Annotated in this window: 15 protein-coding genes; 6 read left to right on the top strand and 9 right to left on the bottom strand. The window is 66.1% G+C overall.

Going from position 1 to position 20277, the window contains the following annotated elements; all coding sequences use genetic code 11:
- Position 1: 1 nt before the first annotated feature.
- From AC1DR6_RS14230 to AC1DR6_RS14240, 3 genes are all read right to left on the bottom strand, one after another.
- Positions 2-934 (bottom strand): acetamidase/formamidase family protein, encoded by a 933-nt coding sequence (locus AC1DR6_RS14230; RefSeq protein WP_476829890.1) that lies wholly within the window; start codon positions 932-934, stop codon positions 2-4.
- Positions 935-968: 34 nt separating this feature from the next.
- Positions 969-3530: a bifunctional acetate--CoA ligase family protein/GNAT family N-acetyltransferase gene (locus AC1DR6_RS14235; protein ID WP_476829891.1), complete on the bottom strand. Its 2562-nt coding sequence runs from the start codon at positions 3528-3530 to the stop codon at positions 969-971.
- Positions 3531-3613: 83 nt separating this feature from the next.
- Positions 3614-4669 carry a LacI family DNA-binding transcriptional regulator gene (locus tag AC1DR6_RS14240; protein ID WP_476829892.1) on the bottom strand — a complete coding sequence of 352 codons (1056 nt, stop codon included), beginning with the start codon at positions 4667-4669 and terminating at the stop codon, positions 3614-3616.
- A 153-nt stretch (positions 4670-4822) separates the two neighbouring features.
- On the opposite strand from AC1DR6_RS14240, the gene AC1DR6_RS14245 reads away from it, so the two are divergent.
- The 6 genes from AC1DR6_RS14245 to AC1DR6_RS14270 all read left to right on the top strand — a co-directional run bounded on the left by AC1DR6_RS14245 (position 4823) and on the right by AC1DR6_RS14270 (position 12478).
- A complete protein-coding gene (locus AC1DR6_RS14245) occupies positions 4823-6100 on the top strand; it encodes an ABC transporter substrate-binding protein (protein WP_476829893.1) in 1278 nt (425 codons plus the stop codon).
- Positions 6101-6105: 5 nt separating this feature from the next.
- Positions 6106-7116 (top strand): carbohydrate ABC transporter permease, encoded by a 1011-nt coding sequence (locus tag AC1DR6_RS14250; protein ID WP_476829894.1) that lies wholly within the window; start codon positions 6106-6108, stop codon positions 7114-7116.
- Entirely contained in the window at positions 7113-8165 is a 1053-nt protein-coding gene (locus AC1DR6_RS14255) for a carbohydrate ABC transporter permease (protein ID WP_476829895.1), read from the top strand. The genes AC1DR6_RS14250 and AC1DR6_RS14255 overlap by 4 nt, the downstream gene beginning before the upstream one ends.
- A gap of 2 nt (positions 8166-8167) precedes the next feature.
- The gene (locus AC1DR6_RS14260; protein ID WP_476829896.1) at positions 8168-9232 is read left to right on the top strand and encodes an ABC transporter ATP-binding protein; all 1065 of its coding nucleotides are present in this window, start codon (positions 8168-8170) and stop codon (positions 9230-9232) included.
- A 19-nt stretch (positions 9233-9251) separates the two neighbouring features.
- Positions 9252-11537 carry a glycoside hydrolase family 31 protein gene (locus tag AC1DR6_RS14265; protein ID WP_476829897.1) on the top strand — a complete coding sequence of 762 codons (2286 nt, stop codon included), beginning with the start codon at positions 9252-9254 and terminating at the stop codon, positions 11535-11537.
- A gap of 242 nt (positions 11538-11779) precedes the next feature.
- A complete protein-coding gene (locus tag AC1DR6_RS14270) occupies positions 11780-12478 on the top strand; it encodes an SDR family oxidoreductase (RefSeq protein WP_476829898.1) in 699 nt (232 codons plus the stop codon).
- A 133-nt stretch (positions 12479-12611) separates the two neighbouring features.
- Here the strand turns inward: AC1DR6_RS14270 and AC1DR6_RS14275 are convergent, their stop codons facing one another.
- From AC1DR6_RS14275 to AC1DR6_RS14300, 6 genes are all read right to left on the bottom strand, one after another.
- Complete coding sequence (locus tag AC1DR6_RS14275; protein ID WP_476829899.1) at positions 12612-13595, bottom strand: peptide ABC transporter ATP-binding protein; 984 nt, start codon at positions 13593-13595, stop codon at positions 12612-12614.
- Positions 13592-14614, bottom strand: coding sequence for an ABC transporter ATP-binding protein (locus AC1DR6_RS14280; RefSeq protein WP_476829900.1), 1023 nt, complete (start codon positions 14612-14614; stop codon positions 13592-13594). Before AC1DR6_RS14280 ends, AC1DR6_RS14275 begins: the two co-directional genes overlap by 4 nt.
- Positions 14615-14618: 4 nt before the next feature.
- Complete coding sequence (locus AC1DR6_RS14285) at positions 14619-15530, bottom strand: ABC transporter permease subunit (RefSeq protein ID WP_476829901.1); 912 nt, start codon at positions 15528-15530, stop codon at positions 14619-14621.
- A 40-nt stretch (positions 15531-15570) separates the two neighbouring features.
- Entirely contained in the window at positions 15571-16581 is a 1011-nt protein-coding gene (locus AC1DR6_RS14290) for an ABC transporter permease subunit (RefSeq protein ID WP_476829902.1), read from the bottom strand.
- A gap of 286 nt (positions 16582-16867) precedes the next feature.
- Positions 16868-18484: an ABC transporter substrate-binding protein gene (locus AC1DR6_RS14295; protein ID WP_476829903.1), complete on the bottom strand. Its 1617-nt coding sequence runs from the start codon at positions 18482-18484 to the stop codon at positions 16868-16870.
- A gap of 155 nt (positions 18485-18639) precedes the next feature.
- Positions 18640-20232: an ABC transporter substrate-binding protein gene (locus AC1DR6_RS14300; RefSeq protein ID WP_476829904.1), complete on the bottom strand. Its 1593-nt coding sequence runs from the start codon at positions 20230-20232 to the stop codon at positions 18640-18642.
- Positions 20233-20277: the final 45 nt, after the last annotated feature.

Here is a 20277-nt window from a genome sequence, read left to right on the forward strand (position 1 = left end):
CTCACCCCGTGCCGCGCAAGGACATGGCGCGGATGAAATCGGTCTTTTCCAGCCGGCACGCCACGCAATAGGCCGGGTTGAAGACGTTGGCGATGTCGTAGCGCACACTCTGGCCCAGCAAATGGCCGGCCTCGATCGCATCGAGGCCGAGATCCTCGCCGATCCAGCGCTGCATCTCGCTGGTGGCGAACTGCAGGGGCTGGTCGAGCGGGCGCCCGCTCGCGATCACCAGAAGCTCGGTCTCGGTTTCGCAGCGCGGCCAGCGCAAGGACAGGCCCTTGCGCAGCTCGACGCTGAACTCGACCTCGAAGCTTGTCTCCACCCCTGTTCCGGCGATCTCGCCATCGCCCTGACAGGCGTGGCCGTCACCGAGGAAGAATAGTGCGCCCGGCGCGGAGACGGGAAAGGCGATGGTGGCCCCGGGGCCGAACAGCCGGTAATCCATATTCCCGCCATGAGGGCCGCTCGTCGCGGTCGAGATCGCCTGCCCGCGCTCGGGCGCCACGCCGAAACAGCCCAGCATCGGCCGCAGCGGCATTTCCCAGCTCTTCATCTTCTTTGACGGGTCCAGCAGGGCGACCGTGCCGCGTTCGGCGTCGATCGCCCATTCGTAGCGCTCGCGCTTCGGCAGATCGGCGAGGGCGGCGGGGTCGAGCACGCCGGGCGCCAGCGGCGAATAGGTCCAGCCGGTGCCGCGGTTCGGCGTCATGCGTTGGATGGTCACGAGCAGCGCATCGCCGGGCTCGGCGCCCTCGACGGCGAAGGGACCGGTCATCGGGTTGCCGCGCGGCGCGCGTTGCACACCCTCGCCGTCGAACCCGGCGGCATCGAGCGTCGTCGTCACGACGCTGTCACCGCTCGCGATCTCGAGCACGGGCGGCACCGTGCCGATGACGTTCCAGTACTGTGTCGGGTCGAAGCGATGCTGGGTCATAGGCGATCCTCGGAAGCGATAGCGGGCAGGGGCATCATGGCGGGGAGCCAGGCGGGTTCCGACCAGGCGGGTTCAATCTCAGCGAGACGCGCCGGATCGCGCTGTCATCGGGATCGATCAAGACCGCGAAGCCGAGGCTGCGGCAGAGTTCCAGCATCGGGCCGTTCTCGGCCAGAACCTGGCTCTGGATTACCGCCAGGCCCTCTGTGCGGCCCCATTCGATGATCAGCAGCATGAGCGCCCGGCCAAGCCCGAGCCCTTTCAGATCGGAGCGCAGCAGGATCGCATATTCCGCTTCGACATGGCCGGGGTCGGCATGAAGACGAACGACGCCCGCCGCCTCGCCACCGGGCTCGTCCAAAGCGACGAACGCCATTTCGCGGGCGTAATCGAGCTGCGTGAGTTTCGCCAGGAAGCTGTGGCTGAAGCTTTTGATCGGGGCGAAGAACCGCAGCCGCAGATCCTCCGGCGTGACCCGCTTCAGCATCTCTGCGATCGCGCCCTCATCCTCCGGCTTGATCGGCCTGACGAGGAAGCGTCGCTGCCCGAGCGGCAACGCACGTGTCCAGCTCGCCGGATACGGCCTGATCGCGGGGCGACGGCGTTGCGCGGGGTCGGGTTCAAGTACGATGCGGGCATCGACCGCAACCGCGCCGGCGGCGTCGGCCAGGATGGGGTTGAGGTCGATTTCGCGGATCTCGGGCAGGATCGAAGCCATCTCCGCCACGGAAACCAGGACGGCCGCGATGGCGTTTCGGTCCGCCGCCGGCACGTCGCGATAGGCCGCGAGGATGCGCGAGACGCGGGTCCGCGAGATCAGCCCTTGCGCCGAGGCCATGTCAAGCGGCGGCAGCGCGGCATGGATGTCGGCGATCAGCTCGGCCGCCGTGCCGCCGCGCCCGAAGATGATGACCGGGCCGAAGCAGGGGTCCGTCGCAAACCCCGCGATCAGCTCGCGCGCCTTGGCTTGGTGCGCCATCGGCTGCACCGAGAAACCGTCGAGTTTCGCCTGTGGTTGCTGGCGCTGCAGCTGCGCCGCCATGCGCCGCGCAGCAGTGATCACCGCCTCCTCGCTCGCAAGATCGAGCGCGACGCCGCCGACATCGGATTTATGAGGCACGTCGGGGGAAACGATCTTCAGCGCGACCGTGCGGCCGGCCATCAGGAAGGGCCGCGCGGCGATGGCGGCGGCCTCGCCGTCCGGCACGACGAGCGGCCGCAGCATCGGGATCGCGAAGATCGCGAGCAGGTCGCTGACCTCGTCCGGGCCGAGCCAATGCCGGTCCTCGGCCAGCGCCTTCGCGATGATCCGGCGGGCGGCCGCGAGATCGGGCGGGCGGTCATGGGCATTCGACGGCGGCGTCGCCATCAACTCGCGCTGGAGCTGGGCGTGGCGTGTCAGGTGCTGGAAACCGACGACCGCCTCGGCCTCGGTCGAGAAGGAGGGAATGCCACCGGTTGCAAACAAGGTCGTGATGTCGTCCGATCCTCCCAGCCAGACCGCCAGCACAGGCTTGTGCGAAGCGGCCTGCTGCCGGGCAGCGATGACGGCGCGGGCACAGTCCGCCGGATCGCAGGGCGGAACCGGCGCGTTCAGCGCCAGCACCGCATCGACATCCGGATCGGCCAGCACTGCGGCCGTCGCGGCGTGGTAATCGCCAGCGCTGCGCACGCGGACCGCATCCCGCGTTAGGGACTGTGCTCCGACGAGCTGGCGGAGCCGGCCCGTGGCCAGCGCGGCAAGGCCGTCGCCATTGCTGATGATGGCCAGACGCCCGGCCTCGGCGGCCCGCGCGCGTGCCAGCGTCTCGGCCGCCGCGAACAACTCGTCGAGATCGCTGACGCGCAGCAATCCCGCGCGGTGGAAGGCGGCATCGTGGGCAGCGTCGCTGGTTACGATCAGCGCCGCATGCGTCAACGCGGGCCCCGTCGATGCAAAACCCGGCGGCTTCAGAACCAGCACCGGCTTCAGCCGCGCCGCCGCACGGCCCGAGGACAGGAACCGCCCGGCATCGGTGACCCCGTCGATCGCAAGCAGGATCGTGCGCGTCGCGCCGTCATTGGCGAAATGGTCTAGGCAGTCGGCGACATCGATATCCGCGCCTTCGCCGAGCATCACCGCGCCGGACAGCCCGATGCCGCGCCGAGCCGCCCAGGCGAGGATGCCGGCGGCGATGGAATTCGACTGCGCGATGAGCGCGAGCGACCCCAGCGGCGGCATGACGGAGATCGCCGACGCATTGAGGCCGAGACGCGGCGCGGCCAGACCTAGCGCATCCGGGCCGAGCAGACGGATGCCCGCCGCCTCCGCGGCTGCTCGCAAGGGCAAAACATCGCCAGCGTCGCCGTCCGGCACGAGCAGCCCAGCGCATCCCAGCGCGGCGGCTTCGGGAATCACCGTCCGCGCCGTCGCGGCCGACGCCACCACGAGATCGCAATTCGGGGGGAGCCGCGCGGCATCGCGCTCGATCCGGGAGAAGTGCCCGCGATAGCCACCGGCCTCGATGGACGCGGCGATCCGGTCGCAGCTCTCGGACTCGCCGATGACGGCGACCGATTGAGCGCCGAGCATGCGCTTGAGCAAGGCGAGCGTCATGATTCGAAGGCGGTCCTCGTTCAGCCGCTGCATCAGACAGGATCGCGGCCCATGAAGCCAGCCGCCACCATCCCTGACCTCGCCTATACGACGGGTGCGACAGGCCGGGCGTCGTCCGGCATTGCCTCTGCCGGGGTGAGCGGCTCGTGCGGGACATGGATTTCGGTCGTGTCCGTGCCGGCCCATTGCCGCGTGAGCTGCGCGACGATATGGCGCCCGAACTGCTCGTAGGGAATACGGATCGAGGTCAGCCAAGGCGCGATCCAGGCATTGATCGCATTGCCGTCGATGCCGATGATGGCACAGTCGCGGGGGATCGAGACCCCCGTCTCGTTGGCAAGTCGGTAGGCGCCATAAGCGATCATGTCGCTGACGCAGAGCGCCCCCTGCGGCCAGCCGCCGGCCTCCACCAAGGCACGCGCGGCGGCATAGCCGATTTCGATATGCGACAGGCCGGGCGCGCTCACGCGCCGGATATCGCGGTCCGGCACGCCACGCGCGTTCATCCGTTCGATGAAGCCGGTGGCGCGTTGCACCGTGCTGGAGATGTTCTGCGAGGCCATCAGCACGGCCGGCCGCTCGACGCCGAGGCCGAGCAGGAAATCGGCCGCGTCGGCCCCGGCGGCATGATCGTCGATGCCGACGAAGGCGCCGCCGCCGAGCGGGCTGCGCCGGGCCACGAACACCACCGGATCGCCGCGCCGGACGGCTTGATCGAGGCCCGCGCTGCGTACCGCGCTCACCATCACGAAGCCGGCGACGAACTGATCCCGCATCGCCTGCAGGTAGTCGTCCTGAAGTTCCGGCCGGTCATGGGTGTCGCACAGGATCATCACATAGCCGGCTGCACGCAGCGCGGCCTCCGTCGAGACCGCGATGGCAGCCATCGCCGGATTGTCGAGATTGGGCGAAAGCATCGCCACGACGCGGCTTGCCCGCCGCTTCAGCGCGCGGCCGACAGGGTTGGGGCGATAGCCCAGCCGTTCGATGGCGTCCGCCACGCGCGCGACAGTCTCCACGGAGGCTCGCCCGCTTTTGCCGTTGACGATGCGTGAGACGGTGGCGACCGAAACGCCGGTTTCCCGCGCCACGGTCGCGAGCGAGGCAATGGCAGGATGTTTGCCGGCTTTCGCCGTCATCGTCGTCCTCGCTCGACCAGAGAATATGCCCTGAGAATCGTTTTGCGCACGATGGCGCCCGGAAGTCCCCGTTGACAAGTGAGGCAAACGTTTGCCTTAGTCCATGCCAAGGCGCTCGTTGAGGTGCTGTGACGCTCAGGGATGGAAACGCGGATGAACGGCAAGCACTGGATTTCCACGCTCGCGCTGACGGTCGGCCTGATGGCCGGCAGCGCCGCCTTTGCCCAGACCACGGTGCGCATCGCCTGGTATTCCGACGGCAACGAAGGCGAGGTTCTCACGGACCTGCTGAAGCGCTTCGAGACCCAGAACAAGGACATCAAGGTCGTCCTCGACCAGGTGCCCTACAAGGCGATTACCGAGAACCTGCCGGTCCAGCTCGCTTCGGGACAGGGCCCTGATATCGCCCGCGTCGTCGACCTCGGCGGCATTGCCCGTTACGCGCTCGACATGCGCCCCTATCTCAAGGACGCGTCCTATTGGGAGAAGAATTTCGGGCCGTTCCTGCCCTGGATGCGCCCCGAGGGCGATTCCAGCGCGATCACCGGTTTCATGACGCAGCTCACCGTCACCGGCCCCTTCGTCAACAAGACGCTGTTCGAGCAGGCCGGCATCGCCATGCCGGGCGCCAAGGCGACCTGGGAGGATTGGGGCAAGGCCGCCAAGGCCGTGGCCGACAAGGTGCAGGCCCCGTTCCCGGTGGCGATAGACCGCTCCGGCCACCGCTTCTTCTCGGTCGCTGTTTCGGAAGGCGCCAAGGTCTTCGACGACAAGGGCGAGCCGGCGGTCATCGACGATGGTTTCAAGCGCGCCGCCAAGCTGGTCTATGACTGGCACCAGAGCGGCGTGATGAAGAAGGAGCTTTGGGGCTCGGTCTCCGGCACCGCCTATCGCGGCGCCAATGACGAGTTCAAGAACGCCCAGGTCGTGATGTACCAGTCCGGCTCCTGGCAGATCGCGCAGTTCGACAAGACGGTCGGCGATGCCTTCGATTGGGTCGCGGTGCCCTCGCCCTGCGGCACGGGCGGTTGCTCGGCCATGCCGGGCGGCGCCGGCCTCGTTGCCATCAAGACGACCAAGAGCCCGGAGGCCGTCGCCAAGGTGATGGATTATCTGGCAAGCGAGTCGGTGCTGAGCGAGTTCTATGCCCGCTCGCTGTTTGTCCCCGGCCATCTTGGCATCGCGGCCAAGGGGCTGGACTACCCGACCGCCAGCGCTCCCGCCAAGGCCGCGCTCAAGGTCTTCTCGGATCAGGTCGCGCAGATCTCGCCCGCCGCCTACAAGCTGCAGGGCTACGTCAACAACCGCGTGATCTTCAACGCCGTGATCAGCCGCCTCGGCCAGGCAATCTCGGGCGAGACCTCGTTGGACGACGCCTATAAGCGCATCGACACCGACGTCGCCCAGCAGATCGCCGAGCGCAAGAAGTAAGGCGGATGACGTTGGGGACGACATCGCGGCCGGGCGGCACAGGCCTGCTCGCCCGCCCGCTGGCGCTGCTGATGCGCCTGATCGACTGGCCGATGAGCGCGCTCCAGCGCCTTATCGGCGAGCGGCGCATGGCCTATGTCTTCCTGCTGCCCAATCTCGCGCTCTTCGCGCTCTTCGTTTTCCTGCCACTGATCGTCAACGTGGTCTTCTCGGTCACGGGCGGAGCGGGGCTGTTTCCCTCGCAGCGTCCCTTCGTCGGCGCCGAGCAATACGGCTATCTGTTCGACTGCGGCTCCTATCTCGACCCCGGCTCCTGCCGCGAGGACCATTTCTGGCGCGGCGTCTCCAACACCGCCCGCTTCACCGTATTTCAGGTCACCGCGATGGTGCTGTTCTCGCTGCTGACCGCGGTGGTCCTGAACATGAAGATCAGGGCGCGCGGCTTCTTCCGTGCCGTCTACTTCTTTCCGGTGCTGCTCTCGCCCGTGGTGGTGGCGCTGACCTGGAAATGGATCCTCCAGCGTGACGGCCTGCTGAATGCGGCGATCACCGGCATGGGCGGCGAGCGCATCCTGTTCCTGGTCGATCCGAGCTGGGCGATGTTCTGGATCGTCTTCGTCTCGGTCTGGGCGCATATGGGCTTCTACACGCTGATCCTGCTCGCGGGCCTCCAGGCCATTCCCGCCGATCTCTATGAGGCGGCGGAGATGGACGCGACGCCGCGCTGGCGGGTGTTCTGGCGCATCACCTTGCCGTTGCTCTGGCCGAACATGATCGTCGTGATCGTGCTGGCGCTGATCAAGGGTGTGCAGACCTTCGACGAGGTCTTCGTGCTGACGGGCGGCGGTCCGGGCACCGCGACCGTCATGATCGTGCACTACATCTACGAGACGGCCTTCTCCAATCAGGTCCAGAATTTCGGTCTGGCGGCTGCGGCTTCGGTCGTGCTTGGCGTCGTGCTCTTCGCGCTGACATTGCTCCAGCTCGCGGTCAGCCGCCGCAAGGGGGCCGCATGAGCCTCGTGACCAAGCTCGCCACTGCCCGCCGCAATCCCGGCCGCTGGCATTGGACCGATATCGCGGCCTACGCCTACCTCGCCTTAGGTGTCGTCCTGATGTTCGGCCCGGTGCTCTGGCTCGGCATCTCCTCGTTCAAGACGCAGGCCGGTCTGCTGGAATTCCCACCCACCCTGCTGCCGATGTCGCAGAAGGAAGTGACGCTGCCGGGCCAGTCGCAGCCGCTGCCGCTCTTCGAGGTCGAGATGCCGGATGGCAGCAAGCGGGTGCTGGCGCAGGTTCGCCGCATCGGCATTCAGGCCCAGATGGTCGACCCCGCCAACCCCGGCGAGACGATCCGCGTTCCCATCGACAAGCGCACGCCCGTCCGCGAGTTCAAGCTCGCGACGGAGAACTACACCGAGCCGCTGGAGCGCTTTGCCTTCACCCGCTTCCTCTGGAACTCAGTCTTCGTAACGGTCGTCGCGACGATCCTGACGCTGATCATCAACTCAATGGCCGCCTATGCGCTGTCGATCTACGAGTTCAAGGGCAAGACGGCGGTGATGCTGATGGTCATCGGCACGCTGATGATCCCGATCACCATCATCCTCGTCCCGGTCTATCTGGTCGTCACCAAGCTCGGCCTGGTCAATTCGCTCTGGGCGGTGATCCTGCCCGGCGCGGCGACCCCGACCGGCGTCTTCCTGCTGCGCCAATACATGCTGACCCTGCCGCGCGACCTGATCGAGGCCGCGCGCATGGACAAGGCCTCGGAGTGGCAGATCTACTGGCGCATCGTCATGCCGCTGGCCCTGCCGGCGCTCGCCGTGCTCGCGATCTTCTCGATCATGTGGCGCTGGAACGAGTTCCTCTGGCCGCTCGCCGTGCTGACCAAGACGGAATCCTACACGTTGCAGATCGGCCTCAACGCCTTCCAGGGCGAGTTGCAGACGCAGTGGCACTATTTGCTCGCGATGACGGTGGTAACGCTGCTGCCGGTGGCGCTGGTCTTCGTCTTCCTGCAGCGCTTCATCACCACCGGCATCGCCAATACGGGAATGAAATAGAGATGGCCGGCCTGACCCTTTCCGCCGTCCGCAAGTCCTACGGCGCGACGGCCGTGCTCCACGGCATCGACCTCGATGTGACGGATGGCGAATTCATCGTCTTCGTCGGCCCTTCCGGCTGCGGCAAGTCCACGCTGCTGCGCTCGATCGCCGGGCTGGAGGAGATCAGCGGTGGAACCATCGCGATCGACGGCGCCGATGTGACCGGCCTGCCGGCCTCCGAGCGCGGGCTCGCCATGGTGTTCCAGTCCTACGCGCTCTACCCGCATATGAGCGTCTACGCGAACATGGCCTTCGCGCTCGAGAATATGGGCTTCAAGCGCGACGAGATCGACCGACGCGTCCGTCGTGCGGCAACGATGCTACGCCTGACCGACTATCTCGAGCGCAAACCCAAGGCCCTGTCGGGCGGGCAGCGCCAGCGCGTCGCCATCGGCCGCGCCATCGTGCGCGACCCCAAGATCTTCCTCTTCGACGAGCCGCTCTCCAATCTCGACGCGGAATTGCGCGTCGCGACCCGCAAGGAGCTCGCCGCACTCCACGCGGAGATCGGCGGGACGATGATCTACGTCACCCACGATCAGGTCGAGGCGATGACGCTGGCCGATCGCATCGTCGTGCTGCAGGCCGGCCGGATCGAGCAGGTCGGCACGCCGCTGGAACTCTACAACCGCCCGGAAAACCTCTTTGTCGCCGGTTTCATAGGCTCGCCGCGCATGAACCTGCTGCCGGGCCGCGTGACCGCGCCGGGCAGGGTCGCGTTTGGCGAGGCAGGATACGAGGTCGCCTGCGAGACGGTCGGATTGCCGGTCGGGGCCAAGGTCACGCTCGGCATCAGGCCGGAGCATCTGACGCTCGCGGACACCGATGGCCTCCCACTGACCGTCGATCTGGTCGAGCGCCTCGGCGGCGAAAGCTATTTGTATGGCGCGGCGGCCGGTCTGCCGCCGATCACGCTTCGCCTCGACGGACAGACCATGCATGAGCGCGGCCACACGGTCTCGCTCGGCTTTCCGCCCGAAGGCCTCCACCTTTTCGATGAAGCCGGTCGGGCCATCCGATCCTAAGACTGCCGAGAGACATCCCATGAAAGCCCTTGCCCAAGGCCGCTATCTCGGCCGCGATGGCGAAGCCGCCCTGTTCGATGTCGGACTGGGCCACACCCTGATCGTCCGCATCCTCGAGGGCGATATCGGTCGCGTCACGCTGAAGCCGGCCGACGGCTACCGGCTCGACCGTGGCTGGTCGATCGCGCCCGGCGGCCTGGAGCCGGCTTATGAAGGCCGGCCGCGTGACAGCGTTGAGGGCTTCGCCTGCCCGAAGGCAGGCCTCACCGAGGGCGATGGCAAGGTCGTTCTCGCGGCCGGCAATCTCTCGGCCGAGGTCACGCTTTCGCCGCTCGGCATCGCCTGGTTCCGCGCCGGGGAGGACAAGCCCTTCCTGCAGGATCGCACGACGCAGGCCTATCTGGTCTCAGCCCGCACTGGCGCGCTCGCCCATTTCATGGCGCGCGACTACACCGAGCGGCATTACGGCCTCGGCGACAAGGCCGGCCCGCTCGATCGCACCGGCCGCCGCTTCGCCATCGATGCCGTCGACCCTTGCGGCTTCGATGCCGAACTGTCCGACCCGCTCTACAAGATGCTGCCCTTCTTCATCGTCGATGGGCCGGCCGGCGCGCATGGCATCTACTATGACAACCTCGCCACCGGCAGCGTCGATTTCGGCTGCACGCTCGACAATTACCACGGCCTGTTCCGCTCCTGGAAAGGCGATGATGGCGACCTCGACTATTACGTCATGGCCGGCCCGACCGTGCCGGATGTGGTGCGCCGCTTTTCCTGGCTGACCGGCGGGCAGGCCTTCGCGCCGCTGTGGTCCTTCGGCTTCGGCGTGACCTCGATGGCGATCGCCGACGCGCCCGATGCCGACGCCCGCATCAGCGACTTCATCGGCAAGCTGGAATCGAACCGCATCCCCTGCGACTCCTTCCATTTCGGCTCGGGCTACACCCAGATCGGCCACCGCCGCTATGCTTTCAACTGGAACCGGGAGAAGTTCCCGGACCCGAAGGCGACGATGCAGCGGTTGAACGATGCCGGCATCTTCACGGTTGCCAATCTGAAGCCCTGCCTGCTCGACGATCATCCGCGTTTGCAGGAAACGCTGGATGGCGATTTTCTGGTGCGTGACGGCGAGACCGGCAAGCCGGCTGTGGCGCAGTTCTGGGACGGGCTCGGCTTCCACCTCGACTACACCAACCCGAAGGGCCGGGCCTGGTGGCGAAACGGCATCGAGACCGCGCTGCTCGACTACGGCTTCACCACGGTCTGGAACGACAACAACGAATACGAGATCTGGGACGAGGACGCGCTGTGCGACGGCGATGGCCGGCCCTTCCGGCAGGCCTTGGCCCGCCCCGCCCAGCCGCTGCTGATGACCAAGCTCTCCTATGAGGCTCAAAGCCAGCGCGAGCCGGCCAAGCGGCAATATTCGGTGACGCGCGGCGGCTGCGCCGGCATTTCGCGCTATGCCCAGACCTGGTCCGGCGACAACGAGACCGCTTGGAAGACGCTGCGCTACAACCTGACGCAAGGGCTCAACATGAGCCTGTCGGGCATGTTCTCGATCGGCCACGATGTCGGCGGCTTCCACGGTCCGACGCCTGGCCCTGAGCTTTTCGTGCGCTTCAACGAGTTCTGCTCGCTCTGGCCGCGTATGGTCATGAACTCCTGGAACGACGACGGCGTCGTCAACCTGCCCTGGATGTATCCGGAAATGGTGCCGCAGGTGCGCGAGGCGATCGCGCTGCGCTACCGGCTGATGCCCTATCTCTATACGCTGATGTGGCGCGCCAGCCGCGACGGCACCCCGGCCGTGCGCCCGCTGCTCTGGGATTTCCCGCAGGACGCGACCGCCGCGAGGACCGACGACGCCTTCATGCTGGGGCCGAACGTGCTGGTCGCGCCTGTGCTGGAGGAAGGCGCGGACGAGCGCAGCGTCTACCTGCCACAGCACGATGGCGGCTGGTACGATTGGCATGACGGCACGCATTTCGAAGGCGGCGCGGTCGCGACGGTCGCCGCCCCGCTCGGCCGCCTGCCTGTCTTCGTCCGGGCCGGCGCATTGATCCCGCTCGGCAATCCAGAGGGCATCGACGATCTGCGCGAGGTGCTGGTCTGCGGGCTTGTCGAGGGCGCCACCGGCGAACTCTACGAGGACGATGGCGAGACCACCGACTGGCGGGGCGCCGGGGCGACCGTGATCCGCTTCGCGGTCCGCGACGGCGAGATCGAGATACGCCAGGATGGCGCCGAACCCCCCTTCATCGATCGCATCGCCATACGCGAGATCGGCCAAGACTGGGCTTGAGCGCAGCGCTGATTGCGCTGACCAATTTCCCGTCATTGCGAGCGCAGCGAAGCAATCCAGGGAGACATAGAGCACGGCCGCCCTGGATTGCTTCGCTGCGCTCGCAATGACGGATGCTTGGCGCTCTGCGTTCCCTATTGGCGTCTCGGCAGAACGCCACATGCAGCTTTGCAGTGGCGCCAGACCCGCGCTCCGTTCAAGAATGTCCGCCTATTCGCAGCGAACACTCTGGAGACGAGATCATGGACAAGGTCGCGATCGTTACCGCCGGCGGCAGCGGCATGGGGGCTGCCGTAGCGCGGCGTCTCGCCAAGGACGGCTACAAGGTCGCGATCCTGTCGTCCTCGGGCAAGGGCGAGGCGCTGGCCACCGAGCTCGGCGGGCTCGGCATCACCGGCTCCAACCAGTCCAACGACGACGTCAAGCGGCTGGTCGATGCGACGCTCGAACGCTGGGGCCGCATCGACGCGCTGGTCAACAGCGCCGGTCACGGCCCCCGCGCGCCGATCCTCGACCTCACCGATGAGGATTGGCAAAAGGGCCTGGACGTCTATTTTCTGAGTGCGGTCCGCCCGATCAGGCTGGTCACGCCAGTGATGGAGAAGCAGGGCGCTGGCGCGATCGTCAACATCTCGACCGCCTGGGCCTTCGAGCCGACCGACATGTTTCCGACCTCGGCGATGGCCCGTGCAGGCTTGGCCACCTTCACCAAGATCTTCGCGGACAAATATGCCGCCAGCAACATCCGCATCAACAACGTCCAGCCCGGCTGGATCGACAGCCTGCCGGCGACCGATGCGCGGCGCGCGACCGTGCCGATGCAGCGCTACGGTACGGCCGACGAGATCGCCGGCACGGTTGCCTTCCTGCTCTCGCCCGACGCCGGCTACATCACCGGCCAGAACATCCGTGTCGATGGCGGCGTGACCAAGGGGATTTGAGGGCTGTAGGCGCGGCCGTCGTTCTCGGGCGAAGCGAAGCTTCGACCCGAGAATCTCGTGACGAGAAGGCGAAGGAGCCTCCTCCGGACGGAGATGCTCGGGTCAAGTCCGAGCATGACGCGTGTCGAATTGCTTACGCCGCCGCCTTCGCCAAAAAATCCTCGGCATAGTGGCAGGCCACCAGCCGGCCATCGACCTCGCGCTTGTCCGGCCGCTCGGCCCGGCAGCGCTCCGTGACGAAGGGGCAACGGGTCGAGAACACGCAGCCCTTGGGCGGGTTGAGCGGGGAGGGCAGCTCGCCGCGCAGGATCATGCGCTCGCGCTTGCCGCCGTCGACGCGCGGCGTCGAGGCCAACAGCGCTTGCGTATAGGGGTGCAGGGGGCGAGCGTAGATCGCTTCCTTCGGCCCATGCTCGACAGCATTGCCGAGATACATCACCAGCACGTCATGGGCGATGTGCCGGACGACGCCGAGGTCGTGCGAGATGAAGAGATAGGCGAGCTTCAGCTCGTCTTGCAGATCGGCCAGCAGGTTCAGAACCTGCGCCTGGATCGAGATGTCGAGCGCCGAAACCGGCTCGTCCGCCACCACCAGCTTCGGCGAAAGGATCAGCGCGCGGGCGATCGCGATGCGCTGGCGCTGGCCGCCCGAGAACATGTGCGGATAGCGGCTGTAATGTTCCGGGCGAAGGCCGACCTTGGCCATGATCGCGCGGACCTTCTCCTCGCGCTCGGCTTTGCTCAGCTTGGTGTTGATGATTAGCGGCTGCTCCAGAATGCTCCCGACCTTCTTGCGCGGGTTGAGCGAGCCATAGGGGTTCTGGAAGACGAACTGCACGGTGCGGCGCAGGTGCCGGCGCTTGTCTGCCGGCGGGTTTACCGCGTCGAGCCCGTCGAGCGTGAGTTCGCCGGCGGTCGGTTTTTCGATCAGCGTCGCCATGCGCGCCAGCGTGGACTTGCCGCAACCGGATTCGCCGACGATGGCGAGCGTGCGACCGGCCTCGACCGAAAACGAGACCTTGTTGACCGCCTGCAACTGCGCCGGCGGCTTGAACAGCCCTTGCTTGACCGGATAGGTCTGCGTCAGCTCGCGGGCCTCGATGACGATCTCGCTCATCGCATCGCCTCCGTCGTCAGCCGTCCTTCATCGCGGGCGCGCTCGGCCTCGCGCTGCGGGTCTCCCAGCGCGTAGTGGCAACGCACCTTGCCATCCATCCATGGCCGCAGTTCGGGCCGCACGATGCGCGAATGCTGCGTGGCATAGGCGCAGCGCGGGCTAAACAGGCAGCCCTTGGGCCGGTCGTGCAGACCGGGAACCATGCCGGGGATGGTAGCAAGCCGCGTCGCGTTCTCGCTGCGCTCCGGCAGGGCCGAAAGTAGCGCGGCGGAATAGGGGTGCTGCGGGCTGGCGAAGAGGTCGTCGACCTTGCGCTCCTCCATGATCTGCCCGGCATACATCACCATGATGCGTTGCGCGGTTTCTGCCACCACGCCCATGTTGTGAGTGATCAGCACCAGCGCCATGCCGCGCTCCTTCTGGAGCGACATCAGCAAATCGAGGATCTGCGCCTGGATGGTGACGTCGAGCGCCGTCGTCGGCTCGTCGGCGATCAGCAGGCGCGGATTGCAGGCGATCGCCATGGCAATCATCACGCGCTGGTTCATGCCGCCCGACATCTGGTGCGGATAGGCCTTCAGGCGGCTTTCCGGCGCGGGGATGCCGACCTGTTCAAGCAGCTCGATCGAGCGGCGCTTCGCCGCCTTTTTGTCCATGCCTTCATGCTTGCGCAGGGTTTCGGCCAGCTGGAAGCCGATGCTGAAGCAGGGGTTCAGGCTGGTGCTCGGCTCCTGAAAGATCATCGCCACGTCCTTGCCGGTGAGCTGGCGGCGCTCGCGCGCGGACATGGTCAGGAGGTCGCGCCCGTCGAAGCGTAGCTTGTCGGCGCGGATCCGGCCGGGATAGGCGACCAACCCCATCAGCGCGAGCATGGTGACCGATTTGCCGGAGCCGGACTCGCCGACGACGCCGAGGATCTCGCCCTCATCCAGCGTCAGGTTGACGCCATCGACCGCGCGCATCGTGCCTTGCGAGGTGGGGAACTCGACGCTGAGGTTTTCGATCTCGAGCAATGGCATGGGATCAGCGTTTCAGTTTGGGGTCGAGCGCGTCGCGCAGACCGTCGCCGAGCAGGTTGAAGGCGAGCACCGTGATCAGGATGGCAAGGCCCGGGAAGGTCACGACCCACCAGGCGCGCAGCACGAACTCGCGCGCATCGGCCAGCATCGTGCCCCATTCCGGGGTCGGCGGCTGCGCGCCAAGGCCGAGGAAGCCAAGCGCGGCGGCGTCCAGGATGGCGGTGGAGACACCGAGCGTCGCCTGCACGATCAGCGGCGCCGCGCAGTTCGGCAGGATTTCCAGGAACATCAGTCGCACCGTCTGCGCGCCGCTGACCTGGGCCGCGACGACATAATCCTTGCTCGCTTCGGTGATGACGGCGGCGCGCGTGATGCGGACGTAATGCGGCAGCACGACGATGGCGACGGCCAGCATCGCGTTCATCAGGCCGGGCCCGAGGATCGCGACGATGACGATGGCCAGCAGCAGGCTCGGCATCGTCATCAGGATGTCCATCAGCCGCATGATCGCGATGTCGGCCATGCCCTTGAAATAGCCGGCGACCAGCCCGAGCACGACGCCGATGACGATCGCCAGCGCCACGACCGCGAGACCGATCACCAGCGAAAGCCTGGCGCCGAAGATCAGGCGCGAGAGGATGTCGCGGCCGATGGCGTCGGTGCCGAGCGGGTAGGAAAACGAGCCGCCCTCCTGCCAGAAGGGCGGCTTGAGGAAAACGGCGTTGTTGGTCAGGTCGGGGTTGTGTGGCGCGATCAGCGGCGCGAACAGCGCGCAGACCAGCACCACGACGATGACGACGAGGCCGGCGACCGCGCCTTTGTTGGCGCTGAAATAGCTCCAGAACTCGCGGGCGGGATGGGGTGGCGTGCCGCTTGGCGCGGCGACCGCCGGGGCGTCCAGTGTCTCGGCGCTCATGAGCGAGGGCTCCTTTTGGCGCTTTGGTTGGAAAGGCGGTTCATCGGGCGTGCCTGATGCGCGGATTGATCAACCCGTAGAGCAGGTCGACGATCAGGTTGACGCTCATCACGACCATGCCCAGCAGCAGCGTGCCACCTTGCAGGACGGGATAGTCGCGCCGGCTGATCGCCTCGATCAGCCATTTGCCGACGCCGGGCCACGAAAAGATCGTCTCCGTCAGGATCGCGCCGGTAAACAGCGTGCCGACCTGCAGGCCGATGACGGTGACCACCGGGATCAGCGCATTGCGCAGCGCGTGCAGCGCGACGACCCGCAGCGGTGCCATGCCCTTGGCCCGCGCCGTGCGGATATAGTCCTCGCCCAGCACCTCCAGCATCGCCGAGCGGGTCATGCGCGCGATGACGGCGAGCGGCACGGTGCCGAGCACGATCGCGGGCAGGACGAGATGCGACAGAGCCGACCGGAAGGCATCCATATCGCCGGCCAGCAGGCTGTCGATGGTCAGGAAGCCGGTCACCGGCTCGATGAAATACTGCACGGAGATGCGGCCCGAGACCGGCGTGATGCCGAGCTGCACCGAAAACAGCAGGATCAGCAGCAGCCCCCACCAGAAGATCGGCATCGAATACCCGGTCAGCGAGATCCCCATCACGCCATGGTCGAAGATCGAGTTTCGTTTCGACGCCGCGAGAATGCCCGCCGGCAGCCCCACGATCAGCGCGAGCAGGATGGCGCAGAGGGCGAGTTCGATGGTCGCCGGGAAGAGCTGCCCGAATTCGTTCAGCACGCTGTCGCGCGTCACGATGGACTTGCCGAGATCGCCCTGCACGACCCGCTCGATATATTTGCCGTATTGGACCAGGATCGGCTGGTCGAGCCCGTATTCCTTGAGCAGCTGAGCATGCCGCGTCGCGTCGATGCCGCGTTCGCCGGCCATGGTCTCGATCGGGTCGCCCGGCACCAGCCGGACCAGGAAGAAGGCCAGCAGCGTAATCCCGATGAAGGTCGGGATCACCAGGCTGACCCGGGTGAAGATGAAGCGGAGCATGGTTCGCCCGTGTTCTTAAAGCCGGGCACGGCGGCGCGCGGCATTCCGTCTTGTTGTTTGGTCGATTTGTAAGGTCAGACGCAGCGGAAACACCAGATCGCGGCCAAGATCAAGCATATCTTGCCGAAAAATCGGGCATGGTCCCCGCCGACCTCCTCAGGCTGATCCGCCGTCGGCAACAATCGAAAAACGTCTGCGATCCCCCGCGCAATCCCTGGAAAGAACCGGCGCCGCCAGCGCAATCTCTGCGTGGCGGCGCCCGATCATGTCAGGCTTCAAGCCCGCCTTACTTGACGAGCGAGACGCCGTAGAAGGGCTGACCGCCGAAGAAGTGAATCTTGTAGTCCCTCACCTCTTTACGCACCGGCGTGAAGGCCTGTGCATTGGCGAAGAGCAGGCCGGCCACATCCTTGTGGAACAGCTCCTGGAAGCGCTTGTAGAGCTTGGTCCGCTCGCCCTGGTCCGTGATCGTGCTGGCCTTGGCCAGCGCGTCGGACGCCTCCTGGTTGCACCAGCCGGCGCGGTTGCCGCCCGACTTCACGCCCTCGCAGGTCCAGCCCGAAAGCAGGATCTGGCTTGGGTCTGGATAGTCCCAGGTGTAGCCGAACATGCCGACTTCATGCTCGCCGGCGCGTCCGCGCTTGAGATACTCGCCCCATTCGAAGGTCTGGATGGTGGCCTTGACGCCGATCTTGGCCCAGTCCGCCTGGATCAGCTCGGCCGCGCGCCGGCCGTTCGGCATATAGGCGCGCACGACGGGAATGGCCCAGAGCGTCGTCTCGAAGCCGTTCGGCAGGCCGGCTTCCTTCAGAAGCGCCTTGGCCTTTTCGGGATCGTAGGGCCGCTGCTTGAGGTCCTCGTCATGCGACCACAGCGCCGGCGGCACGGCTGCGGCAGCTGCCTTGCCGGTGCCCTGATAGACCGCGTCGATGATCGCCGGGATGTTGGTGGCGTAGGCCAGGGCCTCGCGCACGCGCTGGTCGTCGAAGGGCTTCTTGCGCTCGTTGAACGCCAGGAAGCTCTGGTCGGCGATGCTGCCCTGCAGGAGGGTGATGTTCGCATCGGCCCGCATCGCCGGCAGGTCGCCGGGGTTGGGATAACGCGCGATCTGGCATTCGCCGGAACGGACCTTGGCAAAGCGCACCGCAGCGTCCGGAGTGATCACGAAGATCAGGTCGCTGACCAGCGCCATGCGGTCCTTGTTGCCCACCGCCTTGGTCCAATGGTCCGCGACCGCCTTGAAGCGGATCGTCGCGTCCTTCTGATAGGAGGTGAGCGAGAACGGCCCGGTGCCGACGGGGATGAAATCGATCTGCTCCGGCGTGCCGGCCTTGCTCATTGCTGCCGCATATTCGGCCGACAGGATCGACATGGGCTCGACCGAAAGCGCCGAGAGCAGCGGCGAGTTCGGCTTGGAAAGCGTGATCTTGACCGTGTAGTCGTCGACTTTCTCGATCGCCTTGAAGCTCGGCTTCACGATCTCGTTGAAGAACTGGTAGTTGCCGCTGCCGACCTTGTTGTAGGCGTTCTTCTCGTCGGCCATGCGCTCGAGCGAGAAGACGACGTCGTCGGCGTTGAAGTCGCGCGTCGGGGTGAAGCCCTTGATCGTATGAAACTTCACGCCCTTGCGTAGCTTGAAGGTGTAGCTCAGCCCGTCATCCGAAATCGTCCAGGATTCGGCCAGGCTCGGAATGATCTGCGAGCCGCCGCGCTCGGTCGCGGTCAGGCGCTCATAGACCTGCGCCGCCACGTCATAGGCGGTGTTCTGGTTGCTGAATTGTGGGTTGAGAAAGTCGGGGCTCGCTTCCGTGCAGACGACGAGCGCTTGGGCGCTTGCCGCGGCGGGCAGCAGGACTGCGCCCAGGCTCAAGGCGAGCGCGGCGGACATCAGATGGCGGGACATGGGCGTCTCTTGGGATCGCGCGGAAGGGCGGGATCCGGCGCGGGGCTCATGTCCCGTCGTCGTCCCGCTCCGAAAGGCTACGGTCCCGTGCGGGGCCGCAGCGTCGTGATGCAGGAGACGCGCCAGCCGTGGAGAATGGCTGGCGCGCAGATGCGTCAGTTGGCGAGGTCGACGCCGTAGAAGGTGTGGCGGCCGAAGGGCGAAAGCTGGAAGTCCTTCACCTCCTTGCGGATCGGCTTGAGCTGCACCGCATGGGCGATGGTGAACCAGGGGGCCTCGCGCTTGAACACCACCTGAGCCTGCTCGTAGAGCTTCGTGCGCTCGGCCTGATCGGAGATGGTCTTCGCCTTGGTCACCAGCTCCTGATACTCGGGGTTGCACCATTTGGCGACGTTGCCGCCGCCGGGCGCCGCCGCGGCGCAGCCGAGAAGCGTATCCAGGAAATTGTCCGGATCGCCATTGTCGCCTGTCCAGCCGAACATGCCCGTCTGATGCTCGCCGGCCTGCAGCCGCTTGCGATACTCGCCCCACTCGTAGGTCTTGATTTCCGCCTTGATCCCGACCTTGGCCAGGTCCGCCTGCATCAGTTCCGCGATGCGCTTGGCATTGGGATTGTAGGGGCGCTGCACCGGCATGGCCCAGAGGTCGGTCTCGAAGCCGTTCGGATATCCGGCCTCGGCGAGCAGCTTCTTGGCGGCGTCGACATTGTACGCATCGTCCTTGACCGACGCATTATACGACCACATCGAGGGCGGGATCGGGTTGGTCGCCGCGATGCCGGTCGAAAGATAGACCGCGTCGATGATGGCCTTCTTGTCGATCGACATGTTGAACGCCTTGCGCACGCGCACGTCGTCGAACGGCTTCTTGGTGGTGTTGTAGGCGAGATAGCCGATGTTCAGGCCGGGCTGCTCCAGGACCTGGACATTGGCGTCCTTCCTGATCGCGTCGAGATCGGCCGGGTTCGGATAGGGCATGACATGGCATTCGCCCTTCTGGAGCTTGGCCCAGCGCACCGAAGCGTCCGGCGTGATCGCGAAAACGAGATCGTCGATCTTGGCCTTGCCGGCCCAGTATTCCGGGAACGCCTTGTAACGGATGATCGCGTCTTTCTGGTACTGCACCAGATAGAACGGGCCGGTGCCGATCGGCTCCTGGTCGAGCTTCTCGGGCGTGCCGGCCTTCAGCATGGCGTCGGCGTATTCCTTCGACTGGACGCTGGCGAACTGCATGGCGAGGTCGGAGAGGAACGGCGCTTCGGGCCGGTTCAGCGTGATCTTGACGGTGTAGTCATCGACCTTCTCGATCGACTTCAAGAGCTTGGGCATGCCCATGTCGTTGAAATACGAATGGTTCGGACTGGTGACCTTGAAGAACGCGTTGTCCTCCTTCCACTGCCGATCGAACATGAACATCACGTCGTCGGCGTTGAAGGCGCGCGTCGGCTTGAAAGCCCGGTTCGATTGCCACTTCACGTCCTTGCGGAGGTGGAAGGTGTAGGTCAGCCCGTCGGCCGAGATGTCCCACTTTTCCGCCAGGCTGGGCTGCACCTTGGTGCCGCCACGCTCGAACTGCACGATCGTGTCGTAGATCTGCGTATTCGCGTCGAACGAGGTCCCGGTGGTGTTGACGCTCGGCGCGAAGTTCTCGGGGCTGCCTTCCGAGCAATAGACCAGCGTTTTCGCCATCAGCGGCTGCGCCGCCATCAGCGCCGCGGCCGAAAGTGTCGCCAACAGAATTGTCTTCATGAATGTCTCCCTGAACGCCTCTTCGCCCCTCCGGCGAAGGTAGCC

Source organism: Allobosea sp. P5_A5 (genome assembly GCF_056400625.1).